This is a genomic window from Stenotrophomonas sp. HITSZ_GD, assembly GCF_029543105.1.
Lineage (GTDB): Bacteria > Pseudomonadota > Gammaproteobacteria > Xanthomonadales > Xanthomonadaceae > Stenotrophomonas_A.
The window spans coordinates 225,899-240,782 of sequence record NZ_JARQXB010000004.1 but is presented as its reverse complement, the minus strand read 5'-3'; the positions used below and the strand labels follow the sequence as shown (position 1 = coordinate 240,782).

At 65.6% G+C, this 14,884-nt stretch carries 14 protein-coding genes and 1 tRNA gene; 3 read left to right on the top strand and 12 right to left on the bottom strand.

Annotated elements, in window-relative coordinates; translation table 11 throughout:
* Positions 1-174: 174 nt before the first annotated feature.
* The 6 genes from cyoD to P6166_RS06360 form a co-directional block, all read right to left on the bottom strand.
* Positions 175-510: a cytochrome o ubiquinol oxidase subunit IV gene (gene cyoD / locus P6166_RS06385; protein ID WP_057644209.1), complete on the bottom strand. Its 336-nt coding sequence runs from the start codon at positions 508-510 to the stop codon at positions 175-177.
* Positions 510-1,151, bottom strand: a complete 642-nt coding sequence (cyoC, locus tag P6166_RS06380; RefSeq protein WP_207221008.1) for a cytochrome o ubiquinol oxidase subunit III — start codon at positions 1,149-1,151, stop codon at positions 510-512. Before cyoC ends, cyoD begins: the two co-directional genes overlap by 1 nt.
* The gene (gene cyoB / locus P6166_RS06375; protein ID WP_277763639.1) at positions 1,148-3,139 is read right to left on the bottom strand and encodes a cytochrome o ubiquinol oxidase subunit I; all 1,992 of its coding nucleotides are present in this window, start codon (positions 3,137-3,139) and stop codon (positions 1,148-1,150) included. The genes cyoC and cyoB overlap by 4 nt, the downstream gene beginning before the upstream one ends.
* Entirely contained in the window at positions 3,139-4,071 is a 933-nt protein-coding gene (gene cyoA / locus P6166_RS06370; protein WP_277763638.1) for a ubiquinol oxidase subunit II, read from the bottom strand. Before cyoA ends, cyoB begins: the two co-directional genes overlap by 1 nt.
* A 1,131-nt stretch (positions 4,072-5,202) precedes the next feature.
* The gene (locus P6166_RS06365) at positions 5,203-6,237 is read right to left on the bottom strand and encodes a serine hydrolase domain-containing protein (protein WP_277763637.1); all 1,035 of its coding nucleotides are present in this window, start codon (positions 6,235-6,237) and stop codon (positions 5,203-5,205) included.
* 654 nt (positions 6,238-6,891) lie between these two features.
* Positions 6,892-6,967: transfer RNA gene (locus P6166_RS06360), tRNA-Thr, on the bottom strand.
* A 178-nt stretch (positions 6,968-7,145) separates the two neighbouring features.
* On the opposite strand from P6166_RS06360, the gene P6166_RS06355 reads away from it, so the two are divergent.
* Positions 7,146-7,574, top strand: a complete 429-nt coding sequence (locus P6166_RS06355) for a YciI family protein (RefSeq protein ID WP_277763636.1) — start codon at positions 7,146-7,148, stop codon at positions 7,572-7,574.
* A 4-nt stretch (positions 7,575-7,578) separates the two neighbouring features.
* Here the strand turns inward: P6166_RS06355 and P6166_RS06350 are convergent, their stop codons facing one another.
* Together P6166_RS06350 and P6166_RS06345 are read right to left on the bottom strand one after the other, a co-directional pair.
* Complete coding sequence (locus P6166_RS06350) at positions 7,579-8,190, bottom strand: hypothetical protein (protein WP_277763635.1); 612 nt, start codon at positions 8,188-8,190, stop codon at positions 7,579-7,581.
* Between the two features lie 119 nt (positions 8,191-8,309).
* Positions 8,310-8,708: a helix-turn-helix transcriptional regulator gene (locus P6166_RS06345; RefSeq protein ID WP_277763634.1), complete on the bottom strand. Its 399-nt coding sequence runs from the start codon at positions 8,706-8,708 to the stop codon at positions 8,310-8,312.
* 129 nt (positions 8,709-8,837) lie between these two features.
* Here P6166_RS06345 and P6166_RS06340 point away from each other — a divergent pair, with 129 nt between their 5' ends.
* Together P6166_RS06340 and P6166_RS06335 are read left to right on the top strand one after the other, a co-directional pair.
* Positions 8,838-9,134 (top strand): hypothetical protein, encoded by a 297-nt coding sequence (locus P6166_RS06340; protein ID WP_277763633.1) that lies wholly within the window; start codon positions 8,838-8,840, stop codon positions 9,132-9,134.
* Between the two features lie 58 nt (positions 9,135-9,192).
* A complete protein-coding gene (locus tag P6166_RS06335) occupies positions 9,193-9,450 on the top strand; it encodes a hypothetical protein (protein ID WP_277763632.1) in 258 nt (85 codons plus the stop codon).
* 90 nt (positions 9,451-9,540) lie between these two features.
* Here P6166_RS06335 and ispH read toward each other — a convergent pair whose 3' ends face one another.
* From ispH to P6166_RS06315, 4 genes are all read right to left on the bottom strand, one after another.
* Positions 9,541-10,491, bottom strand: a complete 951-nt coding sequence (gene ispH, locus P6166_RS06330) for a 4-hydroxy-3-methylbut-2-enyl diphosphate reductase (protein WP_277763631.1) — start codon at positions 10,489-10,491, stop codon at positions 9,541-9,543.
* A gap of 7 nt (positions 10,492-10,498) precedes the next feature.
* The gene (lspA, locus tag P6166_RS06325; protein WP_277763630.1) at positions 10,499-11,023 is read right to left on the bottom strand and encodes a signal peptidase II; all 525 of its coding nucleotides are present in this window, start codon (positions 11,021-11,023) and stop codon (positions 10,499-10,501) included.
* A 79-nt stretch (positions 11,024-11,102) separates the two neighbouring features.
* Positions 11,103-13,937, bottom strand: coding sequence for an isoleucine--tRNA ligase (gene ileS, locus P6166_RS06320; protein ID WP_277763629.1), 2,835 nt, complete (start codon positions 13,935-13,937; stop codon positions 11,103-11,105).
* On the bottom strand, positions 13,934-14,881 hold the full coding sequence (locus P6166_RS06315) for a bifunctional riboflavin kinase/FAD synthetase (protein ID WP_277763628.1): 948 nt from the start codon (positions 14,879-14,881) through the stop codon (positions 13,934-13,936). Before P6166_RS06315 ends, ileS begins: the two co-directional genes overlap by 4 nt.
* Positions 14,882-14,884 lie beyond the last annotated feature (3 nt).

Below are 14,884 nucleotides of genomic sequence, written 5' to 3'. Positions count from 1 at the left end.
CGTTTCTTTTTTGCTGCTTCTGCTCCACCTGTAGGAGCCTCAGCCGCCAGCGGAGACGCGCGGCCATTCGAGGCATGAAGAAGGCAGGAGCCAGGCTTTGCTTTCTCCATCAAGCCTCGAAAAAAACAAAGGCCGCCCGAAGGCGGCCCCTGCAAGGGAAGGAAACCCCAACCCTCAAGGCATCATGTTGATGTTCATGTTATGCATCACCCACAACGAGCCCACCACTACGATGCCGATGATCAGCACCGAGAACAGGCCCACCTGCACGTTCGAACGCTGTTCCGGCGAACGGTCCATGTGCAGGAAGTAGACGATGTGCACCAGCATCTGCACCGCCGCCATGATCGAGATGATCGCCACCGTCACGCCGCGCGAGAAGGTGTGGTTCATCACGATCGCGAACGGGATCACGGTCAGCACGACCGCCATCACGAAGCCGATCAGGTAGGACTTCACCCCACCGCCATGGCTGGCGTGGGCGTCGGAGTGGTTGTCATGGCCGGCCATTACAGCGCTCCCAGCAGATAGACGATGGTGAAGACACCGATCCAGATGATGTCCAGGAAGTGCCAGAACAGGCTCAGGCACGCCAGGCGCGTGGTGTTGCGCGGGGTCAGGCCGTTCTTGGCGATCTGGATCACCAGCACCAGCATCCACAGCAGGCCGGACGTCACGTGCAAGCCGTGCGTGCCGACCAGGGTGAAGAACGCCGACAGGAACGCGCTGCGGCCCGGGCCGGCGCCTTCATGGATCAGGTGGTTGAACTCGTACAGCTCCATCGCCAGGAAGCCCAGGCCGAACAGCGCCGTGACCCCCAGCCAGGTGTACAGGCCGGTCATGTTGCGCTTGCCCGCCGAGATCATGGCGAAGCCGAACGTCAGGCTGCTGAACAACAGCAGGAAGGTCTCCACCAGCACGAAGCGCAGGTCGAACAGCTCCTTGGCCGTCGGGCCATCGACCGTTGCGCCAGCCAGCACCGCATAGGTGGCGAACAGGCCAGCGAAGATGAGGCAGTCGCTCATCAGGTACACCCAGAAGCCAAGCAGCGTGTTGCCGCCGGCGTCGTGGTGCCCGTGGTCGTGGTCGTGCTCGTGGCCGCCCGGATGGGCGGCGTGGTTGTCGAGGGTAGTAGCCGTGGACATGCTCAGACCGCCTTGTTTGCCTGCGCCCGGTCAAGCTGGGCGAAACGCTCGTTTTCGATGCGCTCCACTTCCGCTGCCGGCACGTAGTAGTCGATGTCGTTGTCGAAGGTGCGCGCAATGAAGCTGCCGATCATGCCGACCAGCCCCACCACCGCCAGCCACCAGATGTGCCAGGTCAGGGCGAAGCCCAGCACGATGCTGAAGGCGCCGATCCAGAAGCCGGCCGAGGTGTTGCGCGGCATGTGGATGTCTTCGTACTTGGTCGGACGCACCCAGCCCTTGCCCTGCTGCTTGTCTTCCCAGAACTGGTCGCGGTCATCGACATGCGGCAGGTGGGCGAAGTTGTAGAACGGCGGCGGCGAGGAGGTGGCCCATTCCAGCGTGCGGCCATCCCACGGGTCGCCGGTGTGGTCCATGTTCTCCTTGCGCTTCCACACGCTGTAGACCAGCTGCAGCAGGTTCAGCGCGATGCCGCAGGCGATGATCGCCGCACCGGCGGCGGCCACCAGCAGCCACGGGCCCCACTCGGGGTGGTTGTAGGTGTTCAGGCGACGGGTCATGCCCATGAAGCCCAGCACGTACAGCGGCATGAAGGCCACGAAGAAGCCGATGATCCAGCACCAGAACGAGGCCTTGCCGATCTTCTCGTTGAGCTTGAAGCCGAACGCCTTCGGGAACCAGTACGTCAGGCCCGCCAGGTAACCGAACACCACGCCGCCGATGATCACGTTGTGGAAGTGCGCGATCAGGAACAGGCTGTTGTGCAGCACGAAGTCCACCGCCGGGATGGCCAGCATCACGCCGGTCATGCCGCCGATCACGAAGGTGATGATGAAGCCCAGCATCCACAGGATCGGCGAGGTGACGTGCACGCGCCCGCGGAACATGGTGAACAGCCAGTTGAAGATCTTCACGCCCGTCGGGATCGAGATGATCATCGTCGTGATGCCGAAGAAGGCATTGACGTTGGCGCCCGAGCCCATCGTGAAGAAGTGGTGCAGCCACACGATGAAGGACAGCACGCCGATGCACGCGGTGGCGTAGACCATCGAGGTGTAGCCGAACAGCCGCTTGCGGCAGAACGTGGCCACGATCTCCGAGTAGATGCCGAACGCCGGCAGGATCAGGATGTAGACCTCCGGGTGGCCCCAGATCCAGATCAGATTGACGTACATCATGGCGTTGCCGCCACCGTCATTGGTGAAGAAGTGCGTGCCCAGGTAACGGTCCGCACCCAGCAGCGCGAGCGCCACGGTGAGGATCGGGAACGCGGCGATGATCAGGATGTTGGTGATCAGCGCGGTCCAGGTGAAGATCGGCATGCGCATCAGGGTCATGCCCGGCGCGCGCATGCGCATGATCGTCACGAAGAAGTTGATGCCGGTGAGCAATGTGCCCAGGCCGGATATCTGCAACGCCCAGATGTAGTAGTCCACGCCGACGCCTGGACTGTATTCCAGCCCCGACAGCGGCGGATAGGCCAGCCAGCCGGTCTGCGCGAACTCACCCACGCCCAGCGAGATGTTGATCAGCGCCACGCCCGCCACGAACAGCCAGAAGCTGAGCGAGTTGAGGAACGGGAACGCCACGTCGCGCGCGCCGATCTGCAGCGGCACCACGAGGTTGATCAGGCCGGTCATGAACGGCATGGCCATGAAGAAGATCATGATCACGCCGTGCGCGGTGAAGATCTGGTCGTAGTGGTGCGGGGGCAGCACGCCCTCGCCGCCGCCGGCGGCCAGCGCCTGCTGGGTGCGCATCATCGCCGCGTCGGCGAAGCCGCGCAGCAGCATGACCAGCGCCACGATGATGTACATCACGCCGATCTTCTTGTGGTCCACCGAGGTGAACCACTCGCGCCAGAGATAACCCCAGAGCTTGAACTTGGTGAGCGCGGCCACGATGACCAGGCCGAGCAGCGCGGCGCCACCCAGGGCGACCATGATGATCGGCTCGTGGTACGGAACCGCCTCGAGCGTAAGTTTGCCTAGCATCAGTTGTCTCCGGAGGTGCACATGGCGACCGGCTCGGCGCCAGTGGCCTGATGGTCATGGCCCTCGCCGTGACCACCCATCATGTGTTTGTCGAGCAGGGACTTGAACAGACCATCCTGCACCGACGCGAAGTAGGTGACCGGGTACTGCTCCTTGTCGTTGCGGTTGGCCGCCAGCGCCTGGAACGCGGCGTCGTCCATCTTCTGCGGCGCGGCCTTCACCTTCTGCAGCCAGGCTTCGTAGCCGGCGTTGTCGGTGGCGTGCACGGCGAAGCCCATCTTCGAGAAGCCGTGGCCGCTGTAGTTGGCCGAGATGCCGAAGTACTCGCCCGGCTCGTTGGCGATCAGGTGCACCTTGGTCTGCATGCCGGCCATCGCGTAGATCTGCGTGCCCAGGTGCGGGATGAAGAAGGAGTTCATCACCGTATCGGAGGTGATGCGGAAATTGAGCGGGGTATCCACCGGGACGGTGATCTCGTTGACCGTCGCCACGCCCTCTTCCGGATAGATGAACAGCCACTTCCAGTCCATCGAGACCGCCTCGATCACCACCGGCTTGACCTCCGACTGCAGCGGCCGGTACGGATCCAGCGCATGCGAGGAGCGCCAGGTCAGCACCGCCAGCACCAGGATGATCAGGCATGGGATGGACCACACCACCACCTCGATGGCGGTCGAGTGCGACCACTCCGGCTCGTAGCGGGCTTTGGTGTTGGAAGCGCGGTACTTCCAGGCGAAGGCGATCGTCATCACGATCACGGGGATCACGACCAGCAGCATCAGCACCACGGAGGTGATCAGCAGGGTCTTCTCGTCCTGGCCGATCTGACCCTTGGGGTCGAGAATGGCCGACTGGCAACCCGCCAGCAGCGCCATGGACAGCAGCGCCAGACTGGGCCGCAGCGCGCGCCCGAGGGTTTTCAACGGAATCATCGGTAGATCCAATTGCGAGGGGGCGCCAACCTTCGCCACCGCCCGAAGCATTGCGGGCCCGAACGCGGTGGACGCTTCGGACCTGAACAGGAGGGGGCGCAAGTTAGCCCCGCAATTTTAAGCCTAACGACGTGTTCACGAAAGGCGGCTGGGCAATGATCCGGCGCAAATCGGCGCGCACGCGTGTGCGACACGTTGTCGCACAGTGCGCGCACCCGATCGCACCACGCGGAATAGCTTGGTGTCGTGCCGGGACTGATTCGCCCTGGTGGTGGTCACTCGCCGGTAGTGGCCGCGGGTGCATGAGGAACGGTTGGAGGCCGGCACGACACGCGCGGAACCGCTTAAGCCTTCGGTCCGATGATCTTCGGTGCGGCGGGCCCCACCCCGCCGAAGCCAGTCCCAACCAAAACAAAAGCCCGCTTGCGGGGGCCTTTGGACGTGCTGGTGCCGGAAACCGGAGTCGAACCTGCGACCTACGCATTACGAACCCACCTGGGTACCCCAGCCCTGCCCCGGCAACGCCGGGCCAGCCCGGGCCACGCCGACGAGCGCCCGGAAGCGGGCAGGACCATGCCAAGCAGCGCGGTGTGCCGGGCGCAGACGAGCAACAACGCGACACCCATGCACCAGGCGAGACCAGCGGTGAAGTCGTGGCAGCGCAGGGGGAGGCCGAGGGCCGGGAGGTAGATGGCTGCGGCAAGGAGTGCGACGACGACGGCCAGACCGCGCAGCTGGTTGCTGCGCGAGAGAAATGCGGTCACTGCGGGGAGTCGCCTATGAAGCTTTACGTGCCCCTAGGCCGCAGATACACCCGTAAGACAGGCCCGGCAAGACACCACTATATTCCCTAGCCAGATAAAACTCAGCTCACCAATAATTCGATGAGATCTTGCCTAACTAAAATTAAAATCACGAAAACCCACAGCTATTCTCGTCGCTACGTAAAATTAGTCACACGCTCGACGCCACTTATCGACAAATTCAGATCACCCCTCTTCCATGCTCTACTTTTCGTAATAACAAAGTAAGGCCATCCGATCATGACTCATCTCAAGAAACCCGGGCGGAATCCTGATCGAGCCCAAAGAATCCGACAGCGCACCGCGATCGCCGGCAGATCAATCCTCGTTACTGCGGAGTGAAGTCTCCAGCGCCGATCACGCGTTCCACGCGCTCAGCTATTGCTTTGGGATCAATATCGCCCGCCCGGTTTACCAGCACCACCGTTGTGCGATGCCTTGGCGCATCATGACGCAGGTACGAGGTGAAGCCTGCAGTGCCTCCACCGTGGCCCACGATGCCTCGCGCGGCGTCAATGACTTCCCAGCCAGCACTCCAGCCGGCGGTCCCACCGCCTCGCAGCGGTGTATCTGCCCACATCGTGGACAGGCTTTGTGTAGGAAGGATTCGGCCACTTTGCAGACCCATCGCAAGACGCTCCATGTCGCGTAGGCTGGCCAGCAGACTGCCAGCCGCCCAAGCAGACCCCGCCCCTATTGGTTGCGGCCGCAGCCAGTGTCCATCCAAGAAAAGATGACCCTCAGCCAAAGCCCGTGCATCGAGTTCCGTGTGCGGTCCGGCGTCTTGCATACCCAGCGGTGACAAAAGCCGCCTGTCAAGACACTCCCAGTACGGCACACCAGTGACACTTTCGATGGCCAGCCCAATCAGGATGTAGTTAGTGTTGGAGTAAGCGTGTTGCGTCCCAGGCGCGAAGTTCAGCGGGCGATCCTTCACCATCGCCAGCAGCGTGCGCGGCTTCGGGCTCGTAGGCATTAAGCCGATGAAGTTTCCAGCATCCAAGTAATTCGCAATGCCTGAGGTATGGCTGAGCAGCTGGAGCAGCGTCACGGATTGCCATGTCAGCGGAAGATCACCTACGTAGCGTGAAATAGGTGCATCCAGCAAAAGTAGGCCTTCATCGCGAAGCTGGAAGACCAGCATCGCCGTGAGTGCCTTGGTGACCGAACCAAGTTCGAATACTGTTCTTTCGTCTACCGCCAGCCGACGTGCTGTATCGGCGTAGCCAGCTGCAGCACGGGCGATCACTACCTCACGCTCGACGACTACGGCGGCGATACCAGGTTGTCGTTCCGCCAGCAGAGCGTCCCTCAGTAACGCATTAGCGCCGACAACTTGCGCGGCCCAGACGGGGCGACTCATCAGTGGTGCGGCGCCCAGCGCTAGAAGGCCGGCCAAGCAACGCCGCCGGGAGAACCTATAGGGTGAGGTATTCGGCATCTGTTCTCGCTTCGATGTCTGAGGCCTAATTCGCGTCTGCCACTTCAACATAAAGAGTATCTAGTGCTACTCGGATCAAATGACATGTCTCGTGAGACAGCCAAGTTCGCCCAAGGCTCGAATTGGTCGTCAAGCAGCGTCTTGAGGAGCGTGCAGCTTTGGGGCTTCGACCTCGCGAGCGCCGGCAGGCCAGACTGAACATATTCAGCAACAGCCAGCTTGGCGTGTTCGCGGGCCTGCTCCAAGCTCACGCGGTCGACGACCCCAACGCCCTGCGCTTGCCATGCGCCCAGGTGACGATCCAAGCCTTGTGCCCTGAGGGCTGCACGCGCAGTAGTAGGCCACGCACCTGCGCGTCCCTGAGCTCATAGGGGCGATCCCTGGGTTCGCTGCTGGCGACGATGCGCTTAGTGAGGACGGTTGTCATTGGATTGGGGCTTAAGGTCGTAAGTGGCGTTGAAGCCAACTTAGGGCGGCCTGCAATCCAATGCCAAGCCAAGGATCATCCGCATCCAAATCGCGGGCTACGGAACCCCTTGAAAACAAAAGCCCGCTTGCGCGGGCCTTTGGACGTGCTGGTGCCGGAAACAGGAGTCGAACCTGCGACCTACGCATTACGAATGCGCCGCTCTACCAACTGAGCTATTCCGGCCGAGCCGTGAATTCTAGGGTTTGCCATAGCGTCCGGTCAATTCGCCAGCCGCGCGGACTTCGGGGCCCATCGCCGCGACGCATCCCCTCGCCCTCCACGCCAGCCCTGTCGATTCCCCGCCTGCCCCATCGTCGCTTTCCCGAGCCGCCAGATCCGCGGCACCCCCGGGAGAAACCGCATGCGCGTCATGGTGTTCGCCAAAGCGATCGAAAATCTCGACATGAGCACGCCGGCCGCGGCGGAAGCATTCGCCGCCATGGACCGGTTCACTGAGGAACTCGTCCAGGCCGGGGTCCTGGTGGCGGCCGCCGGCCTCAAGAACGGCCCGCTCGCCAAGCGCATCACCTTCGAGGGCGGGCGATGCACCGTCATCGACGGCCCGTTCGCCGAGACCCGCGAGCTAATCGCCGGGTTTTCGATCTGGCAGGTGAAGGACATCGACGAGGCCCTGGCCTGGGCGCGGCGTTCGCCCCAGCCCCTGCCCGGCGCGAGCGAGCTGGAAATCCGCCCGTTCTTCGAGGCCGAGGACCTGGCCGGTTTCCTCACCCCCGAGGAGCTGGCCGCACCGCCCCATGAAGGGCTGCGCGGCCAGCTCGGCGTGGCCTGACCTCTCAGGGCGAAGGCCGGATGCTCAGCGCCACGGCCTCGGTGTAGGAGATGCGCAGCAGGTCGCCCCGGCTCACGCCAGGCAGCTTCGCGCGCAGGTCCTCGCGCTCCACCGCGATGATCTGGGTATTGCCGCGCGGGCCCTTGAGCGCGATGGTGTGCGCCACCGGGTCCACCGCGACGACCTCGGTCACCACGCTGACCGTGCGGGCCATCGAGCCACCCGGCCGGCTGCCGGGCGCGGCCATCGAAGCGCCTTGCGAGGCGCTCACGCCCACCGGCGCGCTGCCGGCCGGCTGCAGCTCCAATGCCACGGCTTCCTCGTAATCCAGCGCCACCCGGTCGCCGACCCGCAGCTGGTCGAAATTGCGCACCGCATCGCTGGCCACCACATCCAGCACGGCGCCGTCGCGCCCGGTGATGGTGACGGTCCGGCTGGCCTTGTCGACCGCCGCGACCGTGCCCTCCAGCGTCACGCTGGCCACCCCGGCGGTGTAGGGGCCGGGGTTCGCTGCCTTCGGCGCCGCCCGCGACGCCGAAGGCGAGCTGGCGCAGCCCGCCACCGCCAATGCGACCGCCACGGCCAGGAAGGATGAGGACAAACGGAATGCGCGCATGGTGGTCTCCTGAACCCGGAAAGGGATACAGGCGTATTGCAACAGCACGGGCGCCACCGCGCGCCCGTGCAACTACTGGGAAGTCCCCAGAAAATCTACTGGCGCGCGCGGGGCGAAGGTCAGTCGCCGGCTTCGCGCAGGAAACGCGCAAGCGCCGCGCGCACCCGGGGGGTCATCCGCACCCCGTGGCCATTCATGCCCTTGCGCACCTCGTGCAGCAGTTCGGCCTCGTCCTGGGTGAGCCGCTCGCAGGCATACATTTGGTCGCAGATCCGCAGCAGCTCGGGCATGTACTCGCCCATCGCCAGCCGGAAGAACTCGACCTCGTCCACCTCCAGCGCGCGCGCCATCTGCGGGATGCGCGCCAGCGGCATCTTGGTCTGCCCTTGCTTGATCATGGACAGCACGCTGGACCGGGGAAAACCGGCCTCGGCGGAAATTTCCAGCTGGGTCTTGCCGCTTCTTTCGATGGCGGCCGCGATGAACGCCGCAACCTTGCTCGTGCCGATTTCGGACATCAAATCCCCGCATACAGCGCCCTGGAAAACTATACCATCGACGTTCATCACAACACGCGCCACGGGCCTTGCCGCCTCCCTGGCGGTGATGCAACATGCCACGGCACTGTTGTTAGCGCTCCCAAGCTCATGGCACTCCCTGATTCCCCGTCTCCCAACATCCTGGGCACGTTCGCCCGCGCGCATGGCTTCACCCACGGGGAGGAAGTCAGCTGGCTGGCCGCCGCCACGTTACTGGAGCACCTGCGCATCGACCGCCACGTGGATCTGGGCGAGCGCGAATCGTACCTGGGCACGCACCCGCAGCTGGGCAGCATCGCGTTGCTGATGTCCAGCATCACCGCGTGCTGGGTCTTCGCCTACGAGGAACTCGGCGCCCGGCTGCGGCCGTATCGGGAAGCAGCCGGGGAGTGCCTTAAGTCGTGATGGATTAATCAGTCAGTGCTGAATAAACTTTCAGTCACCACTGACATTTCGGTTTTCGATGAAGCGCACCTGTGAGTTGTGCCGCAACTTCTGTTCCCGACTCCTGGAATTGCGTCTTCGCGAAGATGGTCCCCTGCTCGGCATGATCGGCCCGTGCTGCCTGCAAAGGGCCGCCGATCGCCTGAAGGTCCTTGGCGAGCGACATCCGGATCGACTGCAAGGCACGATGTGCATGGCCGAATTCCGCGAACTCACCCGCCCGATGCGCCCGCGCTCGCAGCGGCCGTTCGGCAGGCCGCGGCGCGAGGAATCCTGAGCGCGACGCGTTCGGCGATGGGCGAGGCCCGAACGAAAACGCCCCGGTCTCGGCCGGGGCGTGCGCAAGCGGGACAGGCAATGGCCCGGATCAGCTGACCAGCTGCAGCCGAAGTTCCTTGGGCAGCGCGAACACCATCGACTCCGGCTCGCCCGCCAGTTCGGACACGTTGCCCGCGCCCAGCTCGCGCAGCCGCGCGATCACGCCGTCCACCAGCACCTGCGGCGCGGACGCACCGGCGCTCAGGCCGATGCGCTGCTTGCCGGCGACCCACGCCGGGTCGATCTCGTCGGCGTCGTCGATAAGGTAGGACTCCACGCCCTCGCGCCGCGCCAGTTCGCTGAGGCGGTTGGAATTGGAGCTGTTCGGCGAACCGACCACCAGCACCAGGTCGCACTCGCGCGCGAGGTCGCGCACGGCATCCTGGCGGTTCTGCGTGGCGTAGCAGATGTCGTCGTTCTTCGGGCCCTGCATCGCCGGATAGCGATGCCGCAGCGCCTCGATGATGCCGCGGGTGTCGTCCACCGACAGCGTGGTCTGGGTGGTGTAAGCCAGGTTCTCGGGCTGGGCGATGTCCAGCTTCGCCACGTCGTCGATGTCCTCGACGAGATAGATGCGTCCCTGCCCCGCCTCGCGGTTCCACTGGCCCATCGTGCCCTCGACCTCGGGGTGGCCGGCATGGCCGATCAGCACGACATCGCGGCCGGCACGGCAATGCCGCGCCACTTCCAGGTGGACCTTGGTCACCAGCGGGCAGGTGGCGTCGAACACCTTCAGCGCGCGGCGCTCGGCTTCGCGGCGCACTGCCTGCGACACGCCATGGGCGCTGAAAATCACCGTGGCGCCGTCCGGCACCTCGTCCAGTTCCTCGACGAAGATCGCGCCGCGCTGCTTGAGGTCGTCGACCACGAAGCGGTTGTGCACGACCTCGTGGCGCACGTAGATCGGCGCGCCCAGCGTCTCGATGGCGCGCTTGACGATCTCGATCGCGCGGTCGACGCCGGCACAGAAACCGCGGGGATTGGCGAGCAGGACTTCCATGCGTCGATTATCCCGCTTTTTGCTTCGACTTGCCGTCCAGGATCCCGAACAGGGCAATGCCGACCGCCCCCACGACGATCGCCGAGTCGGCCACGTTGAAGGCCGGCCAGATGTGGTCGCCGACGTACCACAGGATGAAATCGACCACGTGGCCATGGATCTGGCGGTCGATCACGTTGCCGATGGCCCCGCCGATCACCAGCGCGAACGGCAGCGCCGAGCGCCAGTCCGCGCGCGCGGTGCGCGAAAGCCAGAACGCCATCAGCGCGCTGATGCCCACCGCCAGCGCGGTGAACAGCCAGATCTGCCAGCCGCCGGCGTCGCTGAGGAAGCTGAACGCCGCGCCGGTGTTGTAGGTGCGGCACCAGTCCCAGAAACCTGGAATGACCGGGATGCGCACGCAGCGACCGGTTACCGCATCGACATCGGGCAGGCTGTTCAGCACCCAGGCCTTGCTGAGCTGGTCCAGGCCGATCACCACTGCCGAGAGCAGCAGCCAGATCAACGCGTTGGGTTTGGGACGAGGGGTCATTCGGTGTGCTCTACGGAGGCGGAGACGGTGCCCCGGCGCGAGGCACCGGGGCGGCGGGGCACGGCGGCCCTTCCAGGGATCAGAACCAGCGGCGGTCTTCGCCCGGGCCCTCGACATTGCTGGCGCAGCGACCGCACAGCTCGGGGTGGCGCGAATCCACGCCGACATCGGCACGGTGGTGCCAGCAGCGCACGCACTTGGTCTTGGTGGTCGGCGCGGCACTGACATAGATGTCGTCGGTGCTGGCCGGGGTCACGCTGACGTCGCCGCTGATGAAGAAAAAGCGCAGTTCGTCAGCCAGCGGTTGCCAGCGCGCGGCACTGACCGCATCGGCCGCCACGGTGATCTCCGCTTCCAGCGCCGCGCCGATAGCACCGTTCGCGCGCATCGGCTCGAGCACCTTGGCGACCTGCTCGCGCAGCGCCAGCAGCTTGTCGAAGTCGGCCGCGTTGAGCGGCGCGTCCACCGGCAACGGCGCCAGGCCGTCGTACCAGGTCGCGAACAGCACATTCGCTTCGCGCTGGCCCGGCAGGTAGCCCCACAACTCGTCGGCGGTGAAGCTGAGCACCGGCGCGATCCAGCGCACGAACGCCTCGGCGATATGGAACATCGCCGTCTGCGCCGAACGCCGGCCGCGCGAATCCTCGCCCATCGTGTACAGGCGGTCCTTGGTGACGTCCAGGTACAGCGAGCCGAGGTCGACGCTGCAGAAGTTCAGCAGCGCCTGCACGATGGCGGCGAAGTCGTAGCGCTCGTAGGCGGCCTTGATCTGCTCCTGCAGCTCGTGGGCGCGGTGCACGATCCAGCGGTCCAGCGCGACCATCTCCGCCAGCGGCACCGTGTGCGCCGCGGGATCGAAACCGTGCAGGTTGCCGAGCAGGAAGCGCGCGGTGTTGCGCAGGCGACGGTACGCGTCGGCATTGCGCTTGAGGATCTCCTGCGACAGCGACATCTCGTTGCTGTAGTCGGCCGAGGCGATCCACAGGCGCAGGATGTCGGCGCCCAGCGTCTTCATGATGTCCTGCGGCTCGATGCCGTTGCCCAGCGACTTGGACATCTTACGGCCGTGCTCGTCCACGGTGAACCCGTGGGTCAGGCACTGCCGGTAGGGCGCGGTGCGCTCCAGCGCCACGCCGGTGAGCAGCGAGGACTGGAACCAGCCGCGGTGCTGGTCCGAGCCTTCCAGGTACAGGTCGGCCGGCCACGGCAGGCCGCGCTCGCGCAGCACCGCCTCGTGGGTAACGCCCGAATCGAACCACACGTCGAGGATGTCGGTGATCTTGTCGTACTGCGCGGCTTCCTCGCCGAGCAGCTCGGCGGCGTCCAGCGAGTACCACACGTCCACGCCGCCCTGCTCCACGCGGTCGGCCACCTGGCGCATCAGCTCGGTGCTGCGCGGATGCGGCTCGCCGGTTTCGCGGTGCACGAACAGGGCGATCGGCACGCCCCAGGTGCGCTGGCGCGAGATCGTCCAGTCCGGGCGGCCCTCGACCATGCCGGCGATGCGCGCCTGGCCCCAGCCGGGATACCAGGTCACCTGCTCGATCGCCTTGAGCGCGTCCGCGCGCAGGTTCGCCTGGTCCATCGAGATGAACCACTGCGGCGTGGCGCGGAAGGCGATGGGCGTCTTGTGGCGCCAGCAGTGCGGGTAGCTGTGGGTGAGCTTGAAGGTCGCCAGCAGCGTGCCGTTGGCGCGCAGCGCCTCGACGATCACGTCGTTGGCCTTCCAGATATGCAGGCCGGCCAGCACGATGTCGCCGAACGGCGGCGTCGAGGGCAGGTAGACGCCGCGGCCATCGACCGGGTTGATCTGCGCGGCGCTGTAGCGGTCCAGCAGGCCGTACTGCTTGGAGACCTGATAGTCCTCCTGGCCGTGGCCCGGTGCGGTGTGCACGGCGCCGGTGCCGTCCTCGGCCGAGACGTGGTCGCCCAGCAGCAGCGGGATATCGCGCTCGGCATAGAACGGATGCGCCAGCAGCAGCCCTTCCAGCGCCTGGCCCGCCACGCGGCCGTGCACCACCGGCTCGCCGGCCACGCCGTAGCGCGCCAGCGCCTTGCCGACCAGCGCATCGGCCAACACCAGCCAGCGCGGCTGGCCGTCGTGCGCCGGGCCTTCGACCAGCGCGTACTCCAGCGCCGGCCCGATGCTCACCGCCAGCGACGCCGGCAGCGTCCACGGGGTGGTGGTCCAGATCGGCACGGCGACCTCGACGCCTTCCGGCAGCTGCACGCCGAAGCGCGCGGCCAGCGCCTGTGCGTCGCGCGCGGCATAGGCCACGTCCACCGACGGCGATTCCTTGTCGGCGTATTCGATTTCCGCTTCGGCCAGCGCCGAGCCGCAATCGAAGCACCAGTGCACCGGCTTCACGCCGCGACTGAGGTGGCCGTTGTCGACGATCTTGGCCAGCGCGCGGATTTCGTTCGCCTCGAAGTGGAAATCCAGCGTCTTGTACGGGTTGTCCCAGTCGCCGATCACGCCCAGGCGCTTGAAGTCGCGGCGCTGCAGGTCGATCTGCTCGCGCGCGTATTCGCGGCACTTCTGCCGGAACTCGACCGCGTCCAGCTTCACCCCGACCTTGCCAAACTTCTTTTCGATGGCGATTTCGATCGGCAGGCCATGGCAATCCCAGCCCGGGATGTACGGCGCATCGAAGCCGGCCAGGTGCTTGGACTTGACGATGATGTCCTTGAGGATCTTGTTGACCGCATGGCCGAGGTGGATCTGGCCGTTCGCGTAGGGCGGGCCGTCATGCAGCACGAAGGTCGGGCGGCCGGCGGCCTGTGCGCGCAGCTGGGCGTACAGGCCCTCCTCCTCCCAGCGCGCCAGGATCCCCGGCTCGCGCTTGGGCAGGTCGCCGCGCATCGGGAATTCCGTCGCCGGCAGTTGGAGGGTGGCTTTGTAATCCTGGCTCACGCGGTGGCTCGCAGTCGTTGTTCGGAAAGGATGCGACGGGCCTGCTCGGCGTCGCGGTGCATTTGCGCGGTGAGCGCGGGCAGGCCGTCGAACTTCTCTTCGTCGCGCAGCTTGGCGACGAACTCGACCTCGATGTGGCGGCCGTACAGATCGCCGTGGTAATCGAACAGGTGCGCTTCCAGCAGCGGCTCCACACCGGCCACCGTGGGCCGGGTGCCGAAGCTGGACACCGACGGCCATGGCTGCTCGAACACCCCGTGCACCCACGTGGCATAAATGCCCGACAGCGCCGGCGTATGCGGGAAGCGCAGGTTGGCGGTGGGAAAGCCGAGCGTGCGGCCCAGCTGCTTGCCGCGCACTACGCGGCCGTCGATGGCGTACGGGCGGCCCAGCAGCTCGCCGGCATGTTCGAAGTTGCCGGCGCGCAGCAGCTCGCGGATGCGGGTGCTGGAGATGCGCTCGCCATGCAGGTCGACCGGCGCGATTTCACCGGCCACGAAACCCCGCTCGGCGCCCAACCGTTGCAGCAGGCCGATATCGCCGCCGCGCTTGTGGCCGAAGCGGAATTCCGGGCCGATCCACACTTCGCGCGCACGCAGGCGCTCGACCAGGCAGCGCTGCACGAAATCCTCCGCGCTGAGCGCGGACAGGCGGCCGTCGAAGCGGATCAGGCCCACGCCTTGCGCGCCGAGTGCACGCAGGCCTTCGACCTTGGTGCGCGCCAGCGTCAGGCGCGGCGGCGGCGCGCTGGCCGCGAAGAACTCGCGCGGCAACGGCTCGAAGCTCACCGCCACCGCCGGCACGCCACGCGCCTGCGCGCGGGCCACGGCATGGCGCACCAGCGCCCGGTGACCCAGATGCAGGCCATCGAAGGCGCCGATGCAGACCACGCTTCCGTCCGGGTACAGCGTCCCGCCTTCGACGTCTCTGAATAGCCTGCTCATTCC

What these genes read in the sequence shown, in the direction of transcription:
- cyoD (WP_057644209.1), bottom strand. Translation starts at nt 510, where the DNA reads ATGGCCGGCCATGACAACCACTCCGACGCCCACGCCAGCCATGGCGGT.
- cyoB (WP_277763639.1), bottom strand. Translation starts at nt 3,139, where the DNA reads ATGCTAGGCAAACTTACGCTCGAGGCGGTTCCGTACCACGAGCCGATC.
- cyoA (WP_277763638.1), bottom strand. Translation starts at nt 4,071, where the DNA reads ATGATTCCGTTGAAAACCCTCGGGCGCGCGCTGCGGCCCAGTCTGGCG.
- P6166_RS06365 (WP_277763637.1), bottom strand. Translation starts at nt 6,237, where the DNA reads ATGAGTCGCCCCGTCTGGGCCGCGCAAGTTGTCGGCGCTAATGCGTTA.
- P6166_RS06355 (WP_277763636.1), top strand. Translation starts at nt 7,146, where the DNA reads ATGCGCGTCATGGTGTTCGCCAAAGCGATCGAAAATCTCGACATGAGC.
- P6166_RS06350 (WP_277763635.1), bottom strand. Translation starts at nt 8,190, where the DNA reads ATGCGCGCATTCCGTTTGTCCTCATCCTTCCTGGCCGTGGCGGTCGCA.
- P6166_RS06345 (WP_277763634.1), bottom strand. Translation starts at nt 8,708, where the DNA reads ATGTCCGAAATCGGCACGAGCAAGGTTGCGGCGTTCATCGCGGCCGCC.
- P6166_RS06340 (WP_277763633.1), top strand. Translation starts at nt 8,838, where the DNA reads ATGGCACTCCCTGATTCCCCGTCTCCCAACATCCTGGGCACGTTCGCC.
- P6166_RS06335 (WP_277763632.1), top strand. Translation starts at nt 9,193, where the DNA reads ATGAAGCGCACCTGTGAGTTGTGCCGCAACTTCTGTTCCCGACTCCTG.
- ispH (WP_277763631.1), bottom strand. Translation starts at nt 10,491, where the DNA reads ATGGAAGTCCTGCTCGCCAATCCCCGCGGTTTCTGTGCCGGCGTCGAC.
- lspA (WP_277763630.1), bottom strand. Translation starts at nt 11,023, where the DNA reads ATGACCCCTCGTCCCAAACCCAACGCGTTGATCTGGCTGCTGCTCTCG.
- P6166_RS06315 (WP_277763628.1), bottom strand. Translation starts at nt 14,881, where the DNA reads ATGAGCAGGCTATTCAGAGACGTCGAAGGCGGGACGCTGTACCCGGAC.